Annotated in this window: 21 protein-coding genes; 10 read left to right on the top strand and 11 right to left on the bottom strand. The window is 38.4% G+C overall.

Translation table 11 applies throughout. From position 1 onward, the window contains the following. From ACT29I_RS24930 to ACT29I_RS24920, 3 genes are all read left to right on the top strand, one after another. Positions 1-258: hypothetical protein (locus tag ACT29I_RS24930; protein ID WP_444794745.1), on the top strand; the 258-nt coding region annotated here is incomplete at its 5' end. Between the two features lie 113 nt (positions 259-371). Then, on the top strand, positions 372-668 hold the full coding sequence (locus ACT29I_RS24925) for a type II toxin-antitoxin system HigB family toxin (protein WP_444794744.1): 297 nt from the start codon (positions 372-374) through the stop codon (positions 666-668). 11 nt (positions 669-679) lie between these two features. After that, on the top strand, positions 680-1045 hold the full coding sequence (locus tag ACT29I_RS24920; protein WP_430936778.1) for a helix-turn-helix domain-containing protein: 366 nt from the start codon (positions 680-682) through the stop codon (positions 1043-1045). Between the two features lie 288 nt (positions 1046-1333). Here the strand turns inward: ACT29I_RS24920 and ACT29I_RS24915 are convergent, their stop codons facing one another. The 8 genes from ACT29I_RS24915 to ACT29I_RS24880 all read right to left on the bottom strand — a co-directional run bounded on the left by ACT29I_RS24915 (position 1334) and on the right by ACT29I_RS24880 (position 8052). Beyond that, positions 1334-2098 carry an exodeoxyribonuclease III gene (locus ACT29I_RS24915; RefSeq protein WP_430936780.1) on the bottom strand — a complete coding sequence of 255 codons (765 nt, stop codon included), beginning with the start codon at positions 2096-2098 and terminating at the stop codon, positions 1334-1336. A 110-nt stretch (positions 2099-2208) separates the two neighbouring features. Further along, positions 2209-2646: a pyridoxamine 5'-phosphate oxidase family protein gene (locus ACT29I_RS24910; RefSeq protein ID WP_444794743.1), complete on the bottom strand. Its 438-nt coding sequence runs from the start codon at positions 2644-2646 to the stop codon at positions 2209-2211. Between the two features lie 173 nt (positions 2647-2819). After that, positions 2820-4193, bottom strand: a complete 1374-nt coding sequence (gene nhaD / locus ACT29I_RS24905) for a sodium:proton antiporter NhaD (protein WP_444794742.1) — start codon at positions 4191-4193, stop codon at positions 2820-2822. A 96-nt stretch (positions 4194-4289) separates the two neighbouring features. Continuing rightward, positions 4290-4616 (bottom strand): hypothetical protein, encoded by a 327-nt coding sequence (locus tag ACT29I_RS24900; RefSeq protein ID WP_430936786.1) that lies wholly within the window; start codon positions 4614-4616, stop codon positions 4290-4292. Between the two features lie 171 nt (positions 4617-4787). Further along, a complete protein-coding gene (locus ACT29I_RS24895; protein ID WP_430936788.1) occupies positions 4788-5222 on the bottom strand; it encodes a VOC family protein in 435 nt (144 codons plus the stop codon). 260 nt (positions 5223-5482) lie between these two features. Further along, a complete protein-coding gene (locus ACT29I_RS24890; RefSeq protein WP_430936790.1) occupies positions 5483-6463 on the bottom strand; it encodes an MlaD family protein in 981 nt (326 codons plus the stop codon). Between the two features lie 27 nt (positions 6464-6490). Next, positions 6491-7252: an ABC transporter ATP-binding protein gene (locus tag ACT29I_RS24885; protein ID WP_430936792.1), complete on the bottom strand. Its 762-nt coding sequence runs from the start codon at positions 7250-7252 to the stop codon at positions 6491-6493. A 17-nt stretch (positions 7253-7269) separates the two neighbouring features. After that, positions 7270-8052 carry an MlaE family ABC transporter permease gene (locus ACT29I_RS24880; protein ID WP_430936794.1) on the bottom strand — a complete coding sequence of 261 codons (783 nt, stop codon included), beginning with the start codon at positions 8050-8052 and terminating at the stop codon, positions 7270-7272. A gap of 329 nt (positions 8053-8381) precedes the next feature. On the opposite strand from ACT29I_RS24880, the gene ACT29I_RS24875 reads away from it, so the two are divergent. Further along, positions 8382-9551 carry an aldo/keto reductase gene (locus ACT29I_RS24875; RefSeq protein WP_430936796.1) on the top strand — a complete coding sequence of 390 codons (1170 nt, stop codon included), beginning with the start codon at positions 8382-8384 and terminating at the stop codon, positions 9549-9551. A gap of 465 nt (positions 9552-10016) precedes the next feature. Here ACT29I_RS24875 and ACT29I_RS24870 read toward each other — a convergent pair whose 3' ends face one another. The 3 genes from ACT29I_RS24870 to ACT29I_RS24860 all read right to left on the bottom strand — a co-directional run bounded on the left by ACT29I_RS24870 (position 10017) and on the right by ACT29I_RS24860 (position 12475). Next, positions 10017-10667, bottom strand: a complete 651-nt coding sequence (locus tag ACT29I_RS24870) for a hypothetical protein (protein WP_444794741.1) — start codon at positions 10665-10667, stop codon at positions 10017-10019. A gap of 115 nt (positions 10668-10782) precedes the next feature. Further along, entirely contained in the window at positions 10783-11421 is a 639-nt protein-coding gene (locus tag ACT29I_RS24865) for a hypothetical protein (protein ID WP_430936800.1), read from the bottom strand. Between the two features lie 19 nt (positions 11422-11440). Next, on the bottom strand, positions 11441-12475 hold the full coding sequence (locus ACT29I_RS24860; RefSeq protein WP_444794740.1) for an AraC family transcriptional regulator: 1035 nt from the start codon (positions 12473-12475) through the stop codon (positions 11441-11443). A 124-nt stretch (positions 12476-12599) separates the two neighbouring features. Here ACT29I_RS24860 and ACT29I_RS24855 point away from each other — a divergent pair, with 124 nt between their 5' ends. The 6 genes from ACT29I_RS24855 to ACT29I_RS24830 all read left to right on the top strand — a co-directional run bounded on the left by ACT29I_RS24855 (position 12600) and on the right by ACT29I_RS24830 (position 19849). Then, positions 12600-13448, top strand: coding sequence for a sugar phosphate isomerase/epimerase family protein (locus ACT29I_RS24855; RefSeq protein ID WP_444794739.1), 849 nt, complete (start codon positions 12600-12602; stop codon positions 13446-13448). A 469-nt stretch (positions 13449-13917) separates the two neighbouring features. Next, the gene (locus ACT29I_RS24850; protein ID WP_444794738.1) at positions 13918-15573 is read left to right on the top strand and encodes a DUF6807 family protein; all 1656 of its coding nucleotides are present in this window, start codon (positions 13918-13920) and stop codon (positions 15571-15573) included. A 359-nt stretch (positions 15574-15932) separates the two neighbouring features. Further along, entirely contained in the window at positions 15933-17291 is a 1359-nt protein-coding gene (locus ACT29I_RS24845) for a Gfo/Idh/MocA family protein (protein ID WP_444794737.1), read from the top strand. A gap of 255 nt (positions 17292-17546) precedes the next feature. Continuing rightward, the gene (locus tag ACT29I_RS24840; protein WP_430936810.1) at positions 17547-17702 is read left to right on the top strand and encodes a hypothetical protein; all 156 of its coding nucleotides are present in this window, start codon (positions 17547-17549) and stop codon (positions 17700-17702) included. A gap of 191 nt (positions 17703-17893) precedes the next feature. Then, complete coding sequence (locus tag ACT29I_RS24835; protein WP_430936812.1) at positions 17894-18541, top strand: hypothetical protein; 648 nt, start codon at positions 17894-17896, stop codon at positions 18539-18541. A gap of 339 nt (positions 18542-18880) precedes the next feature. Further along, positions 18881-19849: a hypothetical protein gene (locus ACT29I_RS24830; RefSeq protein WP_444794736.1), complete on the top strand. Its 969-nt coding sequence runs from the start codon at positions 18881-18883 to the stop codon at positions 19847-19849. Positions 19850-20089 lie beyond the last annotated feature (240 nt).

Raw genomic sequence — 20089 nt, 5'->3', positions numbered from 1 at the left:
GGAGTGTCTTGTTTTGAAACAATTTCAATGTGTAATAGATTTTCTAATGCATATTGCGGGTTCAAATATGAAGGGAAATCACAAGTGGTTCATATAGCTTATGAACTATACATGTGCCGGGTAGATCCATATGAAAAGCAAATGAAGAACTCTATCGGTAAGCCGTATGAGGGAAAACTTCACAGCCTGTCCCGAACATCGGGATACGGTTTGATGCAGGGGGCGCTGATAGTTTACTTATTATTGTTACTTTTATGATTAACAAAACGGAGTAAGCTATCAGGCTCTACTCTACCCAACCATACCCAAAAAATGACTTAAAGTTCCCGAAATGGGAATTTATTGTTACCTTTGGACCAGAATAACTTTATATGAAGAGAATATTTGCAAAAAGCACGCTTAGAATTTACTGGGAGAAACATGCTGACTCAGAACAATACCTAAAGACCTGGTATGACACAGCAATGAATTCTGACTGGAAATCGCCAAATGACATAAAACAGACCTATGCAAATGCAAGTATTCTTAAGAATGGACGAATGGTTTTTAACATCAAAGGGAACTCTTACAGACTAATTGTAAAATTTAATTTTGAGAAACAATGGGGATTTATTCGTTTTATCGGGACTCATTCAGAATATGATAAAATTGATGCTGACAATATTTAAAAAGAATTGACATGAATATTAGACCAATAAAGACAGAAGAAGACTATCAAATGGCATTAAAAAGACTTGAGGAGATTTTTGATGCTCAAGATGGTACTCTGGAAAGTGACGAAGCTGACATACTTGGCTTAATCATTGATGAATATGAAAACAAAAACTATTTTATTGAAGCACCTGATCCTATTGAAGCTATAAAAATAAGAATGGAAGAAATGCACCTTAAACAAGTTGACTTAGTTAATGAATTTGGCGGAAAAAATCGAGTATCTGAAATTCTTAATAAAAGAAGAAAATTGACTGTTGAAATGATTCGCAAATTAACGACTCGTTTGAATCTATCTGCCAGCCTGTTAATTAAGGACTACCAAATTGGTTAACTAAACTGAAAAGAAGTACGGTTGGCAATCGAGTAGACGGCTGACGGCCATTTGACCGCCAGTGCGCCTCTCACAGCACCGTATGTACGGGTCGCGTATACGGCGGTTCCTTACATCATGGGGAATAGCGTATTGTTTGAAGTTGCTAATGAAGAATGCATCTGTTGATACATTTCAGCAAGTGGGATATATCCTCGTTTCTGCAAGCGTTCCACAGTGATAGTAGTACCCAATATAGGATTCTGTGTATGGGTATAAATGACTTTATAGCCCATGGTGAAAACCACACTAATTCAATGTTACTCCCACCGGACAATGGTCAGAGCCCATAATGTCGTTCATAATGTACGCATCTTTAATTTCCGGAAGGAAACTTTCACTGGCCAAAAAATAGTCGATTCTCCAGCCTACATTCTTACCTCTGGCTCCAGCCCTGTAACTCCACCACGAATACTTGTCTTTTAAACCGGGGTAAAAATGACGAAAAGTGTCTTTTAAACCGCCCTGGGTAAATCGGTCCATGCCATCAATCTCCTCTTGCATAAAACCTGCCGATTTGTTGTAGTTGGGTTTAGGACGGGCCAAATCATTTTCGGTATGGGCCACATTAAAGTCGCCCCCCACCAATACGGGTTTCTCTTTCTCCAGGTTTTTCAGGTAATCAAAGAAAGCTTTGTCCCAGTCCTGGCGGTAATCCAATCGCTTTAAGTCACTGCCGGAATTAGGAACATATACATTCACCAAATAAAAGTTTTCATATTCCAACGTAAGTACCCTTCCTTCGGTATCGTGCTCCTCCATGCCCATATCCCGGGTTACCTTTATCGGTTCTGTTTTTGAGAGAACAGCTGTACCCGAATAACCTTTTTTTTCTGCGGAATTTGAATAAACATGATATCCGTTTACATCTTTTAAAACCTCCGCCACCTGATCGTCTTGTGCCTTCGTTTCCTGCAGACACAATATATCCGGGTCCATATGGTTAAGATCTTCGAAAAAGTTTTTTTTGGCAACAGCCCGCAGGCCGTTCACGTTCCACGATATTATCTTCATTATCTTACTTTTTTGGTAAGCAAGATAATGAAAGATTTTAATTTAGTAGAAAATAACAAAAGTAGCCCTGGTTCTAATTAGAAAATCATATCAAACTATTCGTTTCTTGATCAGAACACTAAATGCTCCAATTGATGTTCTTTGAGTACATCTGTTTTTAAATTCCAAAAATGAGCATCTCCATGAGCAATCCGCAACACTTCCATATATCTTTTAATGGGTTGCCCGGCCAGGTCTTCTATATATTCCCTGTTTTTATATGCTTTTTCAATGATTGCAGGATCCTCAATAAACTCCATCACTCCTGAGACTCTCAATTCCTTTGCGTCAAGCAAATCTTCGGGTTGGTTGTAAAAGCAAACTTCAACATTGGGATTCATATGAATCTGTTTACTCATTTCTTTAAGTGAAAGGGTTTCAAAATAAAAACCTGTTTCATCCGCATACCACATTAACATAGCCCTTACATGAGGTCTGTTGTTTTCAATTGTTGCCAGATAACATACCGGATTATCATTGGCGAACCGGATAATTTCCTGTTTCTTCATGACGACTCCTCCTATTTTTTATAGAAAACTTTTGGATTAAAGTTACGATGATTACCCGGCCATTGTCAATGGTAAAAGCAATAAGTAATCCAACGATATAGAAAGATTGTTTGCAGAGTTTGAACTGTTACATATTTTTGATACCACCTTAAAAAAGTAGATATTCAATTATACTAGATCATCGTTTGCAGATAGAAAGTAAGGGCACCTGCCATATAACCTGCTAAGGCGATAACACTTACCTTTTTCAGATACCACATAAAATCGATTTTTTCCAGTCCCATGGCGGCTACACCGGCAGCAGAGCCAATAATAAGTATGCTACCGCCCGTACCCGCACAATATGCCAGAAACGACCAAAAGTTCCCATCTTGCACAAAATTGCCCAAATAACCGGCAGCCTCGGCACCCGCAATTTGATACATTCCCATTGAAGCAGCAACCAATGGAACGTTATCCACGATGGAAGAAACCACGCCAATGATCATATCAATGACATAGATGTTTTTCACTTTTTCGTCCATAAATTGAGCCATCAAATCAAGATGCCCGGCTGATTGAAGAGCGGATACGGCACTTAAAATCCCCAGAAAGAAAAGGACAGTTGGTATATCAATGGTTTTAATTACTGCGGTAACGGTCAGGGTACGTTTGTCCTCGGCAGACCGGTTTTTAAGATAGCGGTCGGTCATGATCCACAATACGGCCAATCCTAATAACATGCCTAAATAGGGAGGGAGGTGCGTAATGGTTTTAAATATCGGAACAGAGATTAATGCCAGTGTGCCAACAACCAGCATAAAAACCCTTTCCTGGAAAGTGGTAAACTCCCGTGTTTCATTCTCGGGTAAAACCGGACGTATGGTTTGTCCTTTTACCAACAGCGAAAATAAAAAGGTGGAGACGATAACGTTCACTAAACTTGGTAAAATTACGGCTGTGATGATATGAGCCGCAGTTACCTGGCTTCCAATCCAAAGCATAATGGTGGTAACATCCCCAATGGGCGACCATGCTCCACCTGCATTAGCGGAAACAACCACCATGCTGGCAAAAATCCAGCGATTGTCTTTTTGTGTGAGTAGTTTTCGGAGTACCGTGATGATTACAATAGTTGTAGTTAAGTTATCGAGTACGGCCGACATTAAAAAGGTCAGCCCACTAATGATCCATAATAACTTTACGGCACTTGAACTGTTAATTTTGGTGGTAATTACTCTAAAACCCTGATACCTATCTACAAGTTCAACAATGGTCATTGCACCCATTAAAAAGAACAATATGGAAGATATCTCGGATAGGTGATGGTATAATTGATGGTGAGTAATAAACTGATGGATATTTACTGTACCATGCGCTGATGCTAAATAATTCTGCCAGGCCGAGCTAAAGCCTAATTCCAAAACTCCGGAACCGCCTATGGCATAAATTGCCCATGTTAATGAACCAATTAGCAGGGCAATAGCTGCTTTATTGATGTGGTTGATGTGTTCGAATACAATAAATCCATACCCTATTACGAATACGGCAAGCATTAATAAAAACATTACATTAAATATTAAGATGTAGGTATATGTCTGCGATAGATCTAATATCCATGCAGTATTTTTTTATATTATAATAGTTTAGAAAAACTGTTCGGTTTAAGCAGAAACGATAATGGCAGGAGGTGAGGTGTCCGATTCGAACAGTATGGAAACGGTAATGCTTGAATGTAAAGCGCAATATACACATAAAGGTATATGCTGCAGATAGCAAACATGTGAATCCTTAAAAACAGGGAAAAATTCTTTGTGGTCATTTTCTTCTTCTACGATGTAGATAGTGCCAGTAGAATCCAAATCTGAAATATACGCATAGTCGAAGTGCTTGTCGGCACTATGATTTGCCGAGAAGCCTTCTTCTGGCAGTTGTTCTGGCAGTAACAACCTAAAGAAGCACAATATAATATGTATTGATAATCCGCTCATGCGTTATAAAAAACGCACAAATGTAGTATAATTAACAGGTGAGATAAGTTGTATTTGTTAAAATCATCTTAATAAATCATAAATGGGGAAAATGAAGATGGGAGGGAATAGGGTGGTTAGCAAAAAAAGCTGCCTAACATGAATTTTTGGTTGTTGGGCAGCTTCGTATCGTTATTTTTTAACTTCATCAAAGCTCACCATCCAGTTGATGCCGAATTTATCGGTAAACATACCAAAATAAGATTCCCAGAAAGTTTTTTCCATCGGCATAATTACTTTTCCGCCATTGGATAGCTTTGCGAAAAATTCGTCTGCCTTGGTTTTTGAATCCGCAGAGATAGAAATGGAAAAGTTATTTCCTTCTTTGTAACCGGCTGCCCATTCTCCGCCGGTGTCGCTGCCCATTAAAACGGTATCCCCACCAATAGGCAAGGTAACATGCATAATCCGATCACCTTCTTCTTCGGGCATTTGCATGCCTTCTTGCGGCGGCATCTCTTTAAAACGGCTCATCATGGCAAATTCCCCACCAAAAACCGATTTGTAAAAATTAAAAGCTTCTTCGCAATTACCGTTAAAGGTAAGATAGATATTTACTGTAGTCATGATTTATAATATTTAAAATTAGACTACCTTAATTTACGAATTAAATTCGGACAATTTGGTCTTTTATTTGTTTTGTTTGCTGAAATGCAAACTCTATTTACAATAGGGAAGTATAGCCTTGCCTTTCAATTTTTAAGGCATGAGCTTTTATTATTCAGAAAATTTTTCTTTTTCATTGTTGGTGTTAACAATACAGTGAGGCATTGTTTGGGCATCTACAGTTTGCTCATGTCATGATGCTTCAATACAGGGGTACAGACTTACTTTTTTTCTTTACGCTTTTCTTTTTCTTTATCCTTAAAGTAACCTTTAAACAAAGTATGGTGTTTTAAGGCTTCCATGTTTTCGTTAAATTTCTGACTCCCGGAATTAATATTCTCCAGTGTTTCTTTTATGTCATTCCTTAATAAGGAGTCATTAGCCAGCGTGTTCATCACACTATTGTCTCCTTCTGCAAGGTCGGTTATTAAACCATTTAAAGATTCGGACATTTTTTTTATTTCATTCCCGGAAGAACTTAAATCACTGATCAGTTCATGAAGTTTTTGGGCGGATAATGTATCATTCAACAATATACCCAACAGGTTTTTGTCACTCTTAATCAAGTTGGACACATCTTCCAGGTTTTTCATCAGTACGGCCGACCTTTGGGTTGTCTCTTTCACGTTCCGTATAATTTTTCTGATGTCATCTGCTGTTTCAGAATCATGAATCAGCATGCCCAAGGTTCCTTTTCCTTCGTTTATTGAATTGGTTATTCGTAATATGCCGGCAGTTAACATGGCTGCATTTTCATTTGTTTCGCTTAATGTGCTTAAAATTTCAGCCGTACCGACCGGATCGAAGGCTGTTATCTCATCTTTATCTTCGATACCCTTACTGAAACCAATACCAGGCTCTATGTTAACCACCATATCTCCAACTAATCCATCCGTAGTTATTTTCGCAACCGCATTCTTTTTTATAAATTTCATGGTATGCACATCCAATTTCATCGTAATACGGATGGCCGTATCATTAATCATTTCTATCGCTTTAACATTTCCCGCATCAATTCCTAAATACCTTACGTTGTCTCCTAATCTCAAGCCTCTAACGCTTTTAAAAACAGAACTTATCTCGAAATTCTTTTGAAATAAACTTTGTTTATCACCGATTAAATAAACCGCCAGGGTAAAAAGCAGCACTCCGCTAAGCACCATAATCCCCAGCTTTATTTTTTGATAGGTTGTTTTTTGCATACGACTGTTTTTTTTCTGTTTATGATGTTAAAAAAACGCCTTTACCAGAGGATCATTTGTTGCTTTTAAATCCTTATAGGTACCTTCCGCATAATTTTTTCCTTCGGCCAAAATCACCACTCTGTCTGAAATAAGTTTGGCAATATTTAAATCGTGGGTGATGATTAATGATGAGGTTTTATATTTTTTCTGGAGCTCACCAATCAAATGGATTATTTCCCTTGCAGTGATCGGGTCCAGACCGGTGGTGGGTTCGTCATAAAAAATTATCTGTGGCCTTAGAATCAGCGTTCTGGCTAAGGCAATTCTTCGTTTCATACCGCCGGATAATTCTGCAGGCATCAGATCAATGGCGTGTTCCAACCCCACACTTGCCAGTACCTCCCTGATTAATTGTTCAATCTCCTCCTTTCCCGAAAACTTTTTCTGGTGTCTTCTTAAAGGAAACTCCAAATTTTCGCGAACCGACATCGAATCATACAGAGCGCTCCCCTGAAATAAAAAGCCGATATGCATTCGCAAATCATCCAACTCTTTTTGATTTAAATCCGCGATACTTTTTCCCAAGATAGTGACCATTCCGGATTCCCCGCTCATTAGTCCCACCAGACATCGGATCATGACCGTTTTTCCTGCACCGGACTTACCTATAACAACCAAACACTCCCCGTTATAAAGATCCAAATCGAAACCATTCAAAACCTGCTTCCCTGCAAGTTCTTTATGCAACTGAATAACTTCAATTACCTTTTTTTGATCTTTTTCCTGATGTGTTTTTTCCAATTTCATCAATCCGTTTTATAAATTTACAACTCGTAAAATATATCTGCCACCAAAACAGCCAAAAAATCGATAAAGAACAGCAACATCGAAGTAATGACCACAGCCGAGTTTGCTGCCAAGCCTACGCCGGCCGTACCTCTCTCGGCATAATAACCTTTGTAGCAACCTATTAACCCTATGGCAAAACCAAAAAAGAAAGACTTTATGATGGAAGGGATCAGATCTCCATAGGATAAATAATCAAATACCAAATTAAAAAACAGGGTAAAGGATACCGAACCTTTCATATTCTCTACCATAAAGGATCCCCAAAGACCTACCGCATCTCCCAATATTACCAGAATAGGCAGCGTAACCGTGGTAGCCAGGATACGTGTTACTACAAGATATTTAAACGGATTTGTACCGGAGACTTCCATGGCATCAATCTGCTCGGTAACCCGCATAGAACCCAATTCTGCTCCAATTCCCGAACCGACTTTTCCGGCACAAATCAGTGCTGTAATTACGGGTCCTATTTCTCTTACTATTGAAATGCCAACCATACTGGGCATTAAGGATACAGCACCAAAATCAACCAATGTGGGTCTGGTTTGCAAGGTAAGCACCATGCCCATGATAAGACTTGTAATGGCAACCAATGGAAGCGATTTGTACCCTACCATGTAACATTGTTTCAAAAACTCTTGAAACTCAATGGGACGACTACCTACTTCTTTAAAAAAGCGACCCGCAAAATAGGAAACATCTCCAACTATAAAAAAAAACCGTTTAAACTGCTCAATCAGATATGACCAATAGTTCATATTCCCTCATTTAGTAAATATCATTTCTATCATTTGATCAAATTTCTACAAAAAGATAGCGTTTTATAGAAATAAAATCCACTTCTTAAACGGTAAATATTATTTTAACGAAGCGGTATTTGAAAAAATATGTTTATTGATAGAAAAAGGGGTTGCTATAATTGTTTTGGCTATTAGGTGATTTTCATACTTGAATTATCCCCCATCAAATATTTAATCCCCTTCTGTGTTTTATTGTGCACAAACATTAACATTGCGTTAACGTACAGGTGTTTCGATATATTTTTAAAAAGCCATATATTGCGGCTGTACCATTAGGGTTAATGATTATGAATGATAAAAAAGATTCGCGTAGGGCATTTCTTCAGAAAACAGTAGCTTCATCATTGGGATTAATTTCAGCTCCCACTTTAATCAATGCATCAGGGCAAAACATTAGACCCAAAACAGAAGATAAAGTGATTGAACCTATCTGGCGTAACAAAAAACAAGGTATGCAATATCGTATGTTAGGGAAAACTGGCATGATGGTTTCAGAGTTGGGAATGGGGACTTTTCCATATCATACGGAGGAAAGTTACCCGGTACTGGATGCAAGTATAGAACGAGGGATTAATTATTTTGATAGCGCATTTGCATATGGGAAGGGAGAGGTAGAAAAAAACCTTGGAAAGTATTTTAAACTAAGAGGTAACCGTGATAAAGTTTTTTTAACGACTAAACTCAGTGGTTATGGCAAAGGAAAATATCTAAAAAAGATTTACGATAGTCTTGCCCCAAGTCAACAGGAGAAACTTCAGAAACAAGCGGATGAACTACTGGCGGAAAGGATGGTGTTGCGCCCGGGATATCATTTTAATTATTTTAACGGACAGGAACAGCAGTTACATTCTTCCTACTTATGGCATGTGGTTTTGCAGCAATACGGTATGAAAAAAGAATGGAAACAGGAGATCCGAAAACATGCGTATGAACTTATTGAGGGGTCTTTAAAACGTATGCAGGTAGATTATGTGGATGTTTTATTTTGTCCACACGGAGCATCGGGTCCAGAACTCAAAGATGAAATATTGGAAGAACTGCTTACAGAATTCAAACAAAAAGGGATGATTAAGGCTTCAGCGGTTTCGTTTCACAACGATGTAGCGGGAAACCTGGATGCAGCAATAGATCTGGGTTATTACGATGTGGCCATGTTTGCCTACAATATCGCCAATCATGCTGCGGTTGATGCATCTATGCATAAAGCAAAACGTTCGGGAATGGGGTTGGTTGCGATGAAGGTTTCCCGACTGTATGTGATGGAAAATAAACCCGATTGGATTGTCGATAAATTAAACTCCATTGTACCAGGCGATAAACTTTCCAAGTTTGCTAAATCGTATCAGTGGGCATTACAAAACCCAAATTTATCCTGTTGTGTATCTCAAATGGAAACGGTGGAAAAACTGGATGATAACCTTCAGGCTGTAGGGCAGGTAATGCCTGAATTGTCCTAATCGTTGCAGTTTTTGCAAGGGGTGCTGCAGTCGGGAATGGTACACTTAGCTGCCAACGAGTCCTCATGAGTGTTTATAAAAAATGACCCAAAATAGTTTTTAGACTGCACCTATATGATAATTCGATTAAGAATATCTAAACATTACTTAAAACGGCAATGTAAGATTTTCTTAATCGATAGCAAACGTTATCGCCGATGCCTGCTGACTTATAAAAGGATTTTTCAAATTACTAATGACGGACCTCGTTTAATCCGGATTATGTATTGGAGGTTCGTCATGAGCATGGCAAGTACAATAAAACAAGGCATTACTGAAACGAGGTATCACTTGTCCCGATTACTTTGAGGAGCATCGTTCTGGTGAGTTGAAGTGATGCAACAAAGTGCCTTGTTTTAAAGTAATTTCAATGTGCAATAGAATTTCTAATGCATATGGCGGCTTTAATCTGTGTGAGCTATTTATTTAAAAGCGAGCGAATAATTGAATACTCAAATTAGGACGTATTTTGTACTTGTTTCCATAGCGTTCAAAAACCAAATTGCCGCAGCGGTAATAATTGCGTCCATGCTTGCTGAAGCGTGTGTGATTAGTTGGTAGTCGCTCTACAATAATATGTCCGGGCAGCTCAACCCTTATATATCCAATGTTGTGATGGTGACGGTAATAATGTCCGCTGTGATAATAGTAATCATGGCCCCTGTATCTAAATTGAACGGGTTTACTGTGAAACCTTCGATATACTAAACCATGTCGTGGATGCTTGTAATAATTATCCCGGGTATGGTACATGGGATTACGTGCATAATCCTTGTCGTTATGATGCAGCGGTTGGTGGTATTTCTGGTTATGGTGTTTTTGTGTTTTGTGGTGTGCATCATACGTATTTTGTCCATGCTTCCTATCATTGTCAGGCCGGTAATCATCATGACGTTCTTGATGGGACTTGTCCCGGTCGCTACCTTTATTTTTATTGTCTGCTCTGCGGCTGCTATTGTAGTTTTTGTTACGGTCCTTTTTGTCCTTTCTGTTTTCCTTGCGTTGTGCTTCGGAGGTTACTGCAAATGTTGCAAGTGTAATCAACAATACAATCAGTTTATATCTACTATTTTTCATGGCTTCCAGTTTTAATAATTGTACAATAAAATGGGTGCCTGTATTTACCGGTAATCAGCTGGTAACGTATTTGCAAAGGTTGTGCCAAAAGCGTAAGGGGTAGTAAAAGAGGGTTTTACAGAGGGGGTGGGTCGCTTGTTTTGCCATTGAAACTAAAATTAAGGCCCAGTGAAAACGAAAAACTTGTAATGCCGTAGTTTAGATCGCGGGCTATGCCAACACCAATGATCGGTGATATTGCTTCTTGTGCACCAAGAGCCTGGTTCAGCCCTATACCAATAATTGGAATTGTCTCGGAATGGGTTGATAAGTTTCTGGGAAAGCCATGGTGTTCTTCCTTAATAGTAATACTGGTTATACCAAGGATACCAGTAATTGAAGTAGGAGACTGTTCTTGAGCATTTATCAAAAAGGAGAGTCCTAGTGTGCTTCCGATAGCTCTGATACCAGATCCTTTTACATAGGAGAAGATAAAACCTGGTCGCGTATAGGAATCTTTGCGCATAGGCTTTCTTTGAAAACCAAAATGAAATTGTGGTTTGGTCTCATCGGCAATTTGCTGGCTTGATAAACCGACAATTAAGCCACTTCTAAAGGCAATACTAGCCCCAACTGAATTATGGCTATCACTACCTTCTGCATTTGATAGTCCATAAATTAACGATAGTCCCCCTTTGTCTCTAAAAAATTCTTCCTGAGCAATAATATCCATGGATAATAATACAAGAAACAATAATAATGCAGTATTTTTCATGCGTATTATAGTTTTGCACTTAATGACCTTCAATAATTTTTAATTCATTCCTTAAATACTCCTCCCTATATTTTTGAGGCGCCACCTTATAGTGTTTTTTAAATATCTGTGTAAAATATTGGTTCGACGAAAAGCCGCAATCATATGCTATGTCAGTAATGGATTTGCCTTTTTCAGTTGTGATTAAATGGTGTGCCTTTTTTATACGTAACTGGTTTAAATAATTCGTAGGTGTGGCATTGGTAATTTCCTGACAGTATTTAGAAAATTGAGTGGTTCCTAATCCGCAATAACTGGCCATGCCATTTAATGTCCATTCTTCGTTAACCAATTCTTTGAGATTATCCAAAAACATTTCAACACTTCTTTTGCTGGTAATTAAGGAGTCGTTTAGTACAGGTTTTTCTAAGGTAAGAAGTTCTAACATGGAAATCAAGAGTTCGTTAATAAGAACCTTTAGTTTAGAATCTAAAAAAATGCTTTTTTTGTTTTTAATGTGTTGACCCATCCGAACGAAACAATCTTTAACCGATTGTCCAACTGTCCAAACGGGTTGTTCGTTTCTCCTAAGTATGTCGGTCAATTGTGCCAGGTCCTCCTGCTTTAAAATAATCCAATCGGGCCATTGCCAGGGTTGGTGTGGCTGACCTACATCCACATCTAAAATGATCCAATGTAGCTTACTCGGACTAATTTTGGGATCACCCAGTTTATGTGGAATCCAAGGCCGTGTAATGGTGAGCGTATTGGGCGCTAACTGGTAAGTATTGTTGTTTAAGTCGAATTGCAAAGAGCCCGATTCCAACAGGCAAATTTCAATTCCTTCATTTCGGTGATAATCCAAGCCCCAATTCTGAATTGTTTTAGCATCCCAATAGCCTATGCTTTTTACTTTACTTAGCTCTCCTTCTTCAAGCGGACGACCGGGGTAAGTTCCTCTACCAAGGGTATGTAATTCAATTTCATTTTTCTTCCAGGCAGCTTCTAAAGGAGTGCAGGAATCTGGGTTGTAAATTCCGCCGTCTGTTTCAGTGTAGGTGATATCGGGTCTCATTGATAGTGTTTTATGAGTATAAATATTTTACACTGTGAAATAATGAAATAAAGTTGAGAATGTAAAATGTAATTTTGACATAAGTAAAAAAACACAAGAATACATAACCTTTAAAACGTTAGCCATGGCAATAAAAGTAGGATGTTTTGCATTGATCAGCCCATTTAGTCCTTTGGATGCTCAATTGGATCAAATTAAAAATATGGGTTTCGGAAGTGCTGATTTAACGGACAATTCCGACGGTGCTTGTCTGGGAGCAGAATATGGTTTTACGGCGTTGGCAAGTCTGGATGCCAATCCGTTTGACATAAAAAGAATGTTTGATGGTAAAGGACTGGAATTATCCAGTGTATGTGCACATGCCAATTTACTTGATCCCACATCACCGGCACGTTACGGAACGGCTCAAATTATTAAGGCAGTGAAATTGGCTGCTGCCATTGGCGTAAAACATGTAGTTACAGCAGAAGGTGACCCTAAGACTGGTTTTGGAAAGTCATTAACCAAATCGGAAGCCATATTCTCTATTGCTGAAAAATTATACGAACCCTTAAAGTTTGCCGAAGACTATGGCGTTAAGATATTGATTGAGCCACACGGGGAAATTACGGATTCTGTTGATTTAATGGGAGATCTTATGACAAAATGTAATTCGGACGCTTTGGGAATTAATTTAGATACGGGTAATCTTTGGCTTGGAGGTGGTGAACCATTGGAAATGATTAAGAAGCTTGGTGATAAAATTGAACATGTTCATTGGAAAGATTTACCTGAGGAAATGATTGAAAAAAGAGGAAAAGAATTTGGTTGTGGGATGTCACTTACCGCCCTTGGTGACGGAGTTATCGATATAAAAGCTATTTATGAAGCATTGGTCAAGATCGGTTTTGATGGATATACTACCCTTGAGATAGCAGGAGAGGATGCGGTTATAAAAAGTTTTGAATATCTTAAAGCTCTTGGAGCAGAATAGTGGGTTTTCAGTGTTCGGTTGTCGGAGAGTCAGTTATCGGTTACGGAGCCATCCTTGCCAGGAAAATTATTACTTTAATTGGGGAAGGGAGTAAGGTGTCAACGAGCAAAGAGAAAAATATAAATTGTACAGGCGGAGCGCAATAAGGGATGACTATATCAATAAGATGCATATCCTGCCAATACAGATATTGAAAATAACTTTAATGAGGTTTAACCTTAATAGCCCGGGGTTTTAACCCCGGGCAAACAGTTTGATAAAGGCGACGCATTACAAGCCCAGTTTAATATACGAAGTGACTTTGCGTCGCTTGTCTACCCAGTACGTTCCAACAGTGGGCAACAGGCAAGGGAATTAAAAAACCATGTGTCAGACTCTCATTTATGCGAGATTTGTAACAGCTTGAAATTGGCGAGTTTGCTCTAGAGGTTGGATAGAAGCTGTGTGTTAGCAAAGATAATAGAATGTTATGATATCAAAAAAATGGTTGTTATTGGTTGTATTTGGGATATTTATATCCTTTTGGTGCACGGCTAAAGGTAAGATAAACGTTTTAATCCTTAGTGGCAGCAATAACCACAAATGGCAAGAAACCACGCCGGCCATTAAAGGAATTCTGGAAGAAACAGGACTGTTTGAAGTTTCCATAACAGAAGAGCCTGAAAAGATGAATTCAAACATGTTGGGCAATTACGAGGTATTGCTTAGCAATTGGAACCTTTTTCCTGAAAAAAATGGAAATTGGGCAGAAGAAACCCAAAACGCAGTACTGGATTTTGTAGAAAATGGAGGTGGGTTTGTTTTTGTTCATGCGGGTTCCAGTGCCAACTACGACTGGGCCGAGTTTCAAAAACTGGCTGGAGCAACCTGGGGTAAAGGAACAAGGCACGGTAAACAGCATTCGTTTGAGGTAGTTGTAGAAGAGTTTAATCATCCTATTGTTAACGGGATGAGTAACTTTTGGACAACAGACGAACTATGGATTAAAATGCAGAATTTTAAAACCTGCCGTATTATAGGTGAGGCTTTTGCACCTAAAACAAACAAAGGGTTTGATAAGATGGAACCTGTGATGTTTGAAGGTAAGCTGGGTAAAGGCAGAACTTTCTTTCTGGTTTTAGGACATGATGTTAAAAGCATGAGGAACCTGGGTTTTAAAACCTTATTACAAAGAGGCTCGGAATGGGCTGCAACAGGTAAAGTAAAACAAAAACTACCTCATGAGTTGACATTGAAAAGGAAGACTTCAGAAAATAAATTGAAATGGAAGAAAGATAAGAACAGCCTATCCTTATTAAATCAAAAGCAGACGGTTTGGAGATATAACTTTAATCCTTCTGAGGGTAAACCATATATTCATCCTTTATCTACTATCCAAGGAACTGAATTAACCTGGCTACGGCCAAACGACCATCCCTGGCATAGAGCAGTTTGGTTTTCGTGGAAGTTTATCAACGGGGTTAACTTCTGGGAAGAGAACCGTAAAACAGGAGTGTCTGATGGTAAAACAGAAATCATATCTACAAATGTAGAAACCGGTAAGGATTTTAAAGCAAGCGTTACTCAGCAATTAGGCTACCGAATTGCAGATCAGGAATATCTACTAACAGAGGAAAGAGAGCTACAGTTTTCACCTCCCAATAAATACGGAAATTATTATGTAGATTGGAAATGTACATTTACGGCTAAAGAAGATGTGGTATTAGATAGAACGCCATTAAAACACGAACCTAAAGGAAAAGGATATGGTGGGTATGCAGGTTTCTCCATCAGGTTAAATAAAGATTTATGGGATACCAGTTTTGAAAGCGATCAGGGTGAAAAAGAAAGTGTTCATGGAGCACGAGCCAGTTATTTTACATTTAATGCAAAAGGTGTTCAGGGGGAACATGTCGGGGTAAGCATTTTTGATGATCCTGATAATTATGGCGATGCCACCCACTGGTATGTATGGAACACCGACAACCATCCTTTATATTATTTCAGCCCTGCCGTTATTTTTAACGCAAAGATGGAACTCAAAAAAGGGGAGAAACTTAAGTTGAAATATCGTTTGTTGGTTCATGGAGAAGAAACTGATAAGAATGACATAAAAGCGGAATGGGAGCGGTTTGTTGGTCAATAGTATACCCAGATGGGGTTTTGAATTAATAGAAGGGTGTCTCAAAAGTCAAAAGTATTTTGATAAAACTTATAAATTGTAAGGCCTTATAAATGGCTCTTCCCCTTTTGTACAGGCAAAAGGGAACGTACGCCGCCAATTTGGAAAGAAGGGACATCCCGATTCAGGAATCTTAATTACTTCGGGTGGCTGTGGGATGGGGATTTATCAGCCTCCCAACATACAGTTCGTAAGTTCTACTGTTAAGCAAAAAGCTTTTGAGACAGGCCAACAAGAAAAAGTAACCGATGCATCATTAATTAAATGCAGAAGGTGTTTTTTCGTCGTAAATAGAATGAAAACAAAAAATTAAACTAAATACAATGAAAAATAATCTATCACGCAGAAAGTTCTTAAAGCAATCTGCCTTAATTACAGGAGGGGCCCTGGTTGCTCCAACCCTTATTCCTTCTTGTGTCAAAGGAGTCAACGACAAAATATTGATAGGGCATATTGGTATGGGAAATATGGGATCAAGTGCTTTAAAAAATTGGTTTATGCGTATTCCTGATGCGCTAAACGTAGCTACCTGCGACCCCTTTAAAGACCGCAGAATAGGAAGAGCGCAATGGATTGACAGAACATATAAAGAAAAGGAAATAGCTGCACCACAGTGTAAGGCTTACAGGGATTTTAAAGAACTGTTGGAACGAAAAGATATTGATGCGGTAAATATCCATACACCTGATCATTGGCATGTACCTATAGCCATTGAGGCAGCCAGAGCAGGGAAACATGTAATGGTAGCTAAGCCACTGGGGTTGAGTTATGCCAACTATAAAATATTGGAAAAAGAATGTAAAGCCAATAATGTAAAGTTTCATTATGGAACACAGCAGCGTTCTATGGCGCATTTAAAATTGGCCAATCAGTTTATCAAAGAAGGAAAGATTGGAGAAATTCATAAAGTAGATGTTTGGGCTCCCGGACGAACCAAACAAGAGTCTCCGCAGTTTGTGCCAGCTGAGGTTCCCGAAGGATTAGACTATGATTTATGGACTGGTCCAGCAAAAATGCTTCCTTATTCCGATGAGAGGGTAACAGCAGCTGGAGCCTGGTATCAGTACAATTATGCACTTGGGTTTATTGCCGGTTGGGGTGCTCATCCACTCGATCAAATGGTTTGGGCTATTAAAGGTCAGGTGAAAGGGAAATATACCTGCGAAGGATCGGGTAAATTCTTTGAGCCTGGCGGGTTGTACGATACCATTAATTCGTGGGATTTAATGTATGAATATGATTCAGGATTAAAACTTCATTTTGTAAGTGCCGATGTTGCAGGCAAAAACGGTATGCAAAGTATTAGAAAGGTAAAAGATGGTAACAGTACTACTTTCCATGGAAGCAAGGGGTGGATTTCGGTAGGAAGAAATACTGCAGAATCGAATATCCCGGAAATTCAGAAACAGTTTGATCAGTTTACTGAGGATGGTAAAACAGGAAGAATTAAAAAGTCTGGAGCAGGCATAGGGCAAGACTTTGTTGACGTGATTAGAGGTAAAATGCCTGAAACGTGTCCGCTGGATGAAGCTATTATATCAGATACCATAAGTCATATGGGTAATATTGCCATCCGCACCAATAGCAAAATAAGTTGGGATCCTAAATCAGGAGTTGCCACAGGTGCACCAAATGCCAATACAATTTTCAATAGAGATATGAGAAGTCCGTATACGGTATAGCTCGAAGACCGGAGAAAGGAGACCGAAAACGGGAGAAAGAAAAATAAAGAAATACAGCGAGGGTTTTGCTTAGTGCAAGATCCTCTCTTTTTTATTGCCAATAACCCGGAATGCGAGTTTTTGATCGCGCCCCGAGTGCCTTAAAGAATAAGGAGGTTCTGAGAAATTTACTTTTTAACAAAAAAAATTGCAAATAGTACTTGACAACAGCTGGATATGACCTTAACTTAATGAACGAATTTAAAAAATGTTCAAATGACTAAGCTTAATCTTTCTAACCGCCTGTGTTCTTCGTCCCTACTTTACCTGTTTAACGGTTATTCCCCATTAAAAACAGCGCAGCATCAACCACTCAATGCAAAACAATACCGTCTCGATGTAAAGCAATACATGCCCAACCTTAAGCAATAACATCTCAACGCTTAGCAATAAGCCCTCGATGTTTGACAAAGCCACCTCTATTGCAAGCATTAAATACCCGGTGTAAAACAATAGCTGCTCAACGAATAACAACAAGCGCTCAATGCTAAACAATACACTATTTACACAAAGCAAAAAGCAAATTAGCAATCAGTTTTATTAACCATATAAATTTAATTCCTATGAATCAGAATCAAATCAACAGAAAACACATGATGGAAATAACCATTGGTTACCTGAACGAAAATGTACCTGTTTGGCAAAGTGTTTCTAAAATTGGAGAGGTAAAAAATGCGTTGGACGGAATTGTGGAAAATATTGATGTTTTTGCCAAAAACCAAAGTAATGCCTCAACTACTTACGGCAAAACCAAAGAATCGTTAAAGCGCTCTATAGCGGGTAAAGCCGACGTATTAAACGACCTGGTTGAGGTATACGCCATTATGAGCGGTGATGATGAACTGGCTCGCAGCATGAGCAAGAGCGAGACTGCTTTGTATAGATTAAAGAACGATGACTTTATACGAGAAGTTGAAACGGTAGTGGAAAAAGCGGTTGAACATGGAGAGGCTTTAAAAAATGAGTATGGCATGACCGACGAACAGGTAACCGACCTACAAACCGATGTGGACCGTTTTTTGGAGGTAAGCGGACTGCCACGTATGTACCAGGTTAAATCGAGTGTGGCCACCCAAGGGTTAGAAGAGTTGATGACCGAGGCCAGCAACCTGTTGCACAACAAACTCGATAACCTGATGAAACTTTATAAACGTAGCAACCCCGGTTTTTATGCAGGATACGAAAAAGCCAGAATGGTGGTGGGTAATTAAACAAAATACCATAGCGTAGGGCAGGTTTGTTAGGGAATCTGCATGGGGGTGTCTTAAACAGGCACCCCTTTTTATATCGATTGTATAATGAAATGAGCCTTAGCTTCGTTTCACTTGATTATTACATCGGTATACCTGTTCCGCAGTATTACGGAAATACCAACAAATAATAAGGCTCATTTTATTGTTAAAATGGTATTAGAAACTAGCCCTGAACAATTTGAATAAATTGACCTACAATTTGAGAGATAATTGTTAGTTTTAACGGAGAAAATATAACCGTAACAATAAAAGGGATATAAAGCATATGCTTTATATCGACTAGTTATGGGCTATATTATGAAAAGACAAAGTAACATACTGCTGATATTTTTGCTGTTGACTTTAAATAGTACGGCACAGATTGTATATGACACAATCCCTGATAATGAAGTTGTTTTTGGTGGACATGGTTGGGATGAATTCTTCATTTTTAAAGACTTTAATACTCAGACTCAGAATTATTTTGAGAACGTTGATTTTGAAAATATTGATTGCTATGGAGAGAAAGTATTCGTTGAGACAATTTTTGGAAAAAATGGAAAGTTAAAAAATACCAGAATTGTAAAAGCAGCAAGCCCAATTTGTGATTCTATCGCTTTTGATTTTGTAAGTGGACTTCAAGATTGGTTACCTGGAATGCAAAGAGGAAAATTTGTGGATATACCTTTTGTCTTTCCTATTAGGTTTGATAGTTTGGAGATTAAGGATAGATTTACAAAAATAAATATGTTTTTCAACGCCACAGAAAGTGAATTTAATAAGAGAAAAGAATACTTTGACTTTTTTTACTCAAATAGTTCTCAGAAAATAGTAAACGACTTTACATATTTCTACAAATATTTGGCTGAAAAACTAAGTAATGATAGTATTTATATTTACTGCTGGGAATATGCAAGGCCTAAAAAGAGGAATAGAGTAAAAATTGAACTAAACAATGAAAATACTGATAGCTTAAACTTTATCGTTTATTACCCTGACAACCCAAGATTTGTTAATTATATTTCAGCAAAAGAAAGGTGGATTTTTTTCTGGGATAAACAGAAATGGCGGCTTACCCCTAATTTTACTCCAGTTAAAAAAAACGGTGCGATATATCTTGAGAAAAATAAAAAAACAATGTTGATAGGTTTTGTAAGGGGAAAAGAAGAACCAAAATTGGCAATCTACAATAATATTGTTTTTGAAAACGATACAGTACTTCATCTTGATTTTAAAGAATACGAAAAAAAAGACTTGTTGAATGAAATAAAGCCCAGCAGCCAATAAATAGAGTATATGAGCGGTCTGCAAGACCCAGCGATTATTCCAGGTTGAACTACAACCCGGCTTTGATACCTCCAGGTATTTTAATAGGTTTTTTGGGTTATTTTATAGCTTTTGAATACGCGACACTACGTTTGTTTTTACTTATACACCAGCTTTTAGCCGCTGGTTTTACTGATAATGTATGTTTTGGTCCGAAAATACTACACTTTAGGCACTACGATGCTAAACCTCAAGAAAATG

Origin of the sequence: Saccharicrinis sp. GN24d3 (assembly GCF_052400645.1) — a bacterium.
In the GTDB taxonomy this organism is placed as follows: domain Bacteria; phylum Bacteroidota; class Bacteroidia; order Bacteroidales; family Marinilabiliaceae; genus Saccharicrinis.
Note: the sequence above shows the minus strand (reverse complement) of the source record. Positions and strands in the feature narration are given on the sequence as shown.

Coding starts and splice junctions, on each gene's coding strand:
- ACT29I_RS24895 (WP_430936788.1), bottom strand. CDS start 5,222: ATGACTACAGTAAATATCTATCTTACCTTTAACGGTAATTGCGAAGAA.
- nhaD (WP_444794742.1), bottom strand. CDS start 4,193: ATGTTTTTATTAATGCTTGCCGTATTCGTAATAGGGTATGGATTTATT.
- ACT29I_RS24875 (WP_430936796.1), top strand. CDS start 8,382: ATGAATGATAAAAAAGATTCGCGTAGGGCATTTCTTCAGAAAACAGTA.
- ACT29I_RS24890 (WP_430936790.1), bottom strand. CDS start 6,463: ATGCAAAAAACAACCTATCAAAAAATAAAGCTGGGGATTATGGTGCTT.
- ACT29I_RS24900 (WP_430936786.1), bottom strand. CDS start 4,616: ATGAGCGGATTATCAATACATATTATATTGTGCTTCTTTAGGTTGTTA.
- ACT29I_RS24830 (WP_444794736.1), top strand. CDS start 18,881: ATGAAAAGACAAAGTAACATACTGCTGATATTTTTGCTGTTGACTTTA.
- ACT29I_RS24865 (WP_430936800.1), bottom strand. CDS start 11,421: ATGAAAAATACTGCATTATTATTGTTTCTTGTATTATTATCCATGGAT.
- ACT29I_RS24845 (WP_444794737.1), top strand. CDS start 15,933: ATGAAAAATAATCTATCACGCAGAAAGTTCTTAAAGCAATCTGCCTTA.
- ACT29I_RS24835 (WP_430936812.1), top strand. CDS start 17,894: ATGAATCAGAATCAAATCAACAGAAAACACATGATGGAAATAACCATT.
- ACT29I_RS24870 (WP_444794741.1), bottom strand. CDS start 10,667: ATGAAAAATAGTAGATATAAACTGATTGTATTGTTGATTACACTTGCA.
- ACT29I_RS24855 (WP_444794739.1), top strand. CDS start 12,600: ATGGCAATAAAAGTAGGATGTTTTGCATTGATCAGCCCATTTAGTCCT.
- ACT29I_RS24910 (WP_444794743.1), bottom strand. CDS start 2,646: ATGAAGAAACAGGAAATTATCCGGTTCGCCAATGATAATCCGGTATGT.
- ACT29I_RS24885 (WP_430936792.1), bottom strand. CDS start 7,252: ATGAAATTGGAAAAAACACATCAGGAAAAAGATCAAAAAAAGGTAATT.
- ACT29I_RS24880 (WP_430936794.1), bottom strand. CDS start 8,052: ATGAACTATTGGTCATATCTGATTGAGCAGTTTAAACGGTTTTTTTTT.
- ACT29I_RS24860 (WP_444794740.1), bottom strand. CDS start 12,475: ATGAGACCCGATATCACCTACACTGAAACAGACGGCGGAATTTACAAC.
- ACT29I_RS24920 (WP_430936778.1), top strand. CDS start 680: ATGAATATTAGACCAATAAAGACAGAAGAAGACTATCAAATGGCATTA.
- ACT29I_RS24850 (WP_444794738.1), top strand. CDS start 13,918: ATGATATCAAAAAAATGGTTGTTATTGGTTGTATTTGGGATATTTATA.
- ACT29I_RS24840 (WP_430936810.1), top strand. CDS start 17,547: ATGACTAAGCTTAATCTTTCTAACCGCCTGTGTTCTTCGTCCCTACTT.
- ACT29I_RS24925 (WP_444794744.1), top strand. CDS start 372: ATGAAGAGAATATTTGCAAAAAGCACGCTTAGAATTTACTGGGAGAAA.
- ACT29I_RS24915 (WP_430936780.1), bottom strand. CDS start 2,098: ATGAAGATAATATCGTGGAACGTGAACGGCCTGCGGGCTGTTGCCAAA.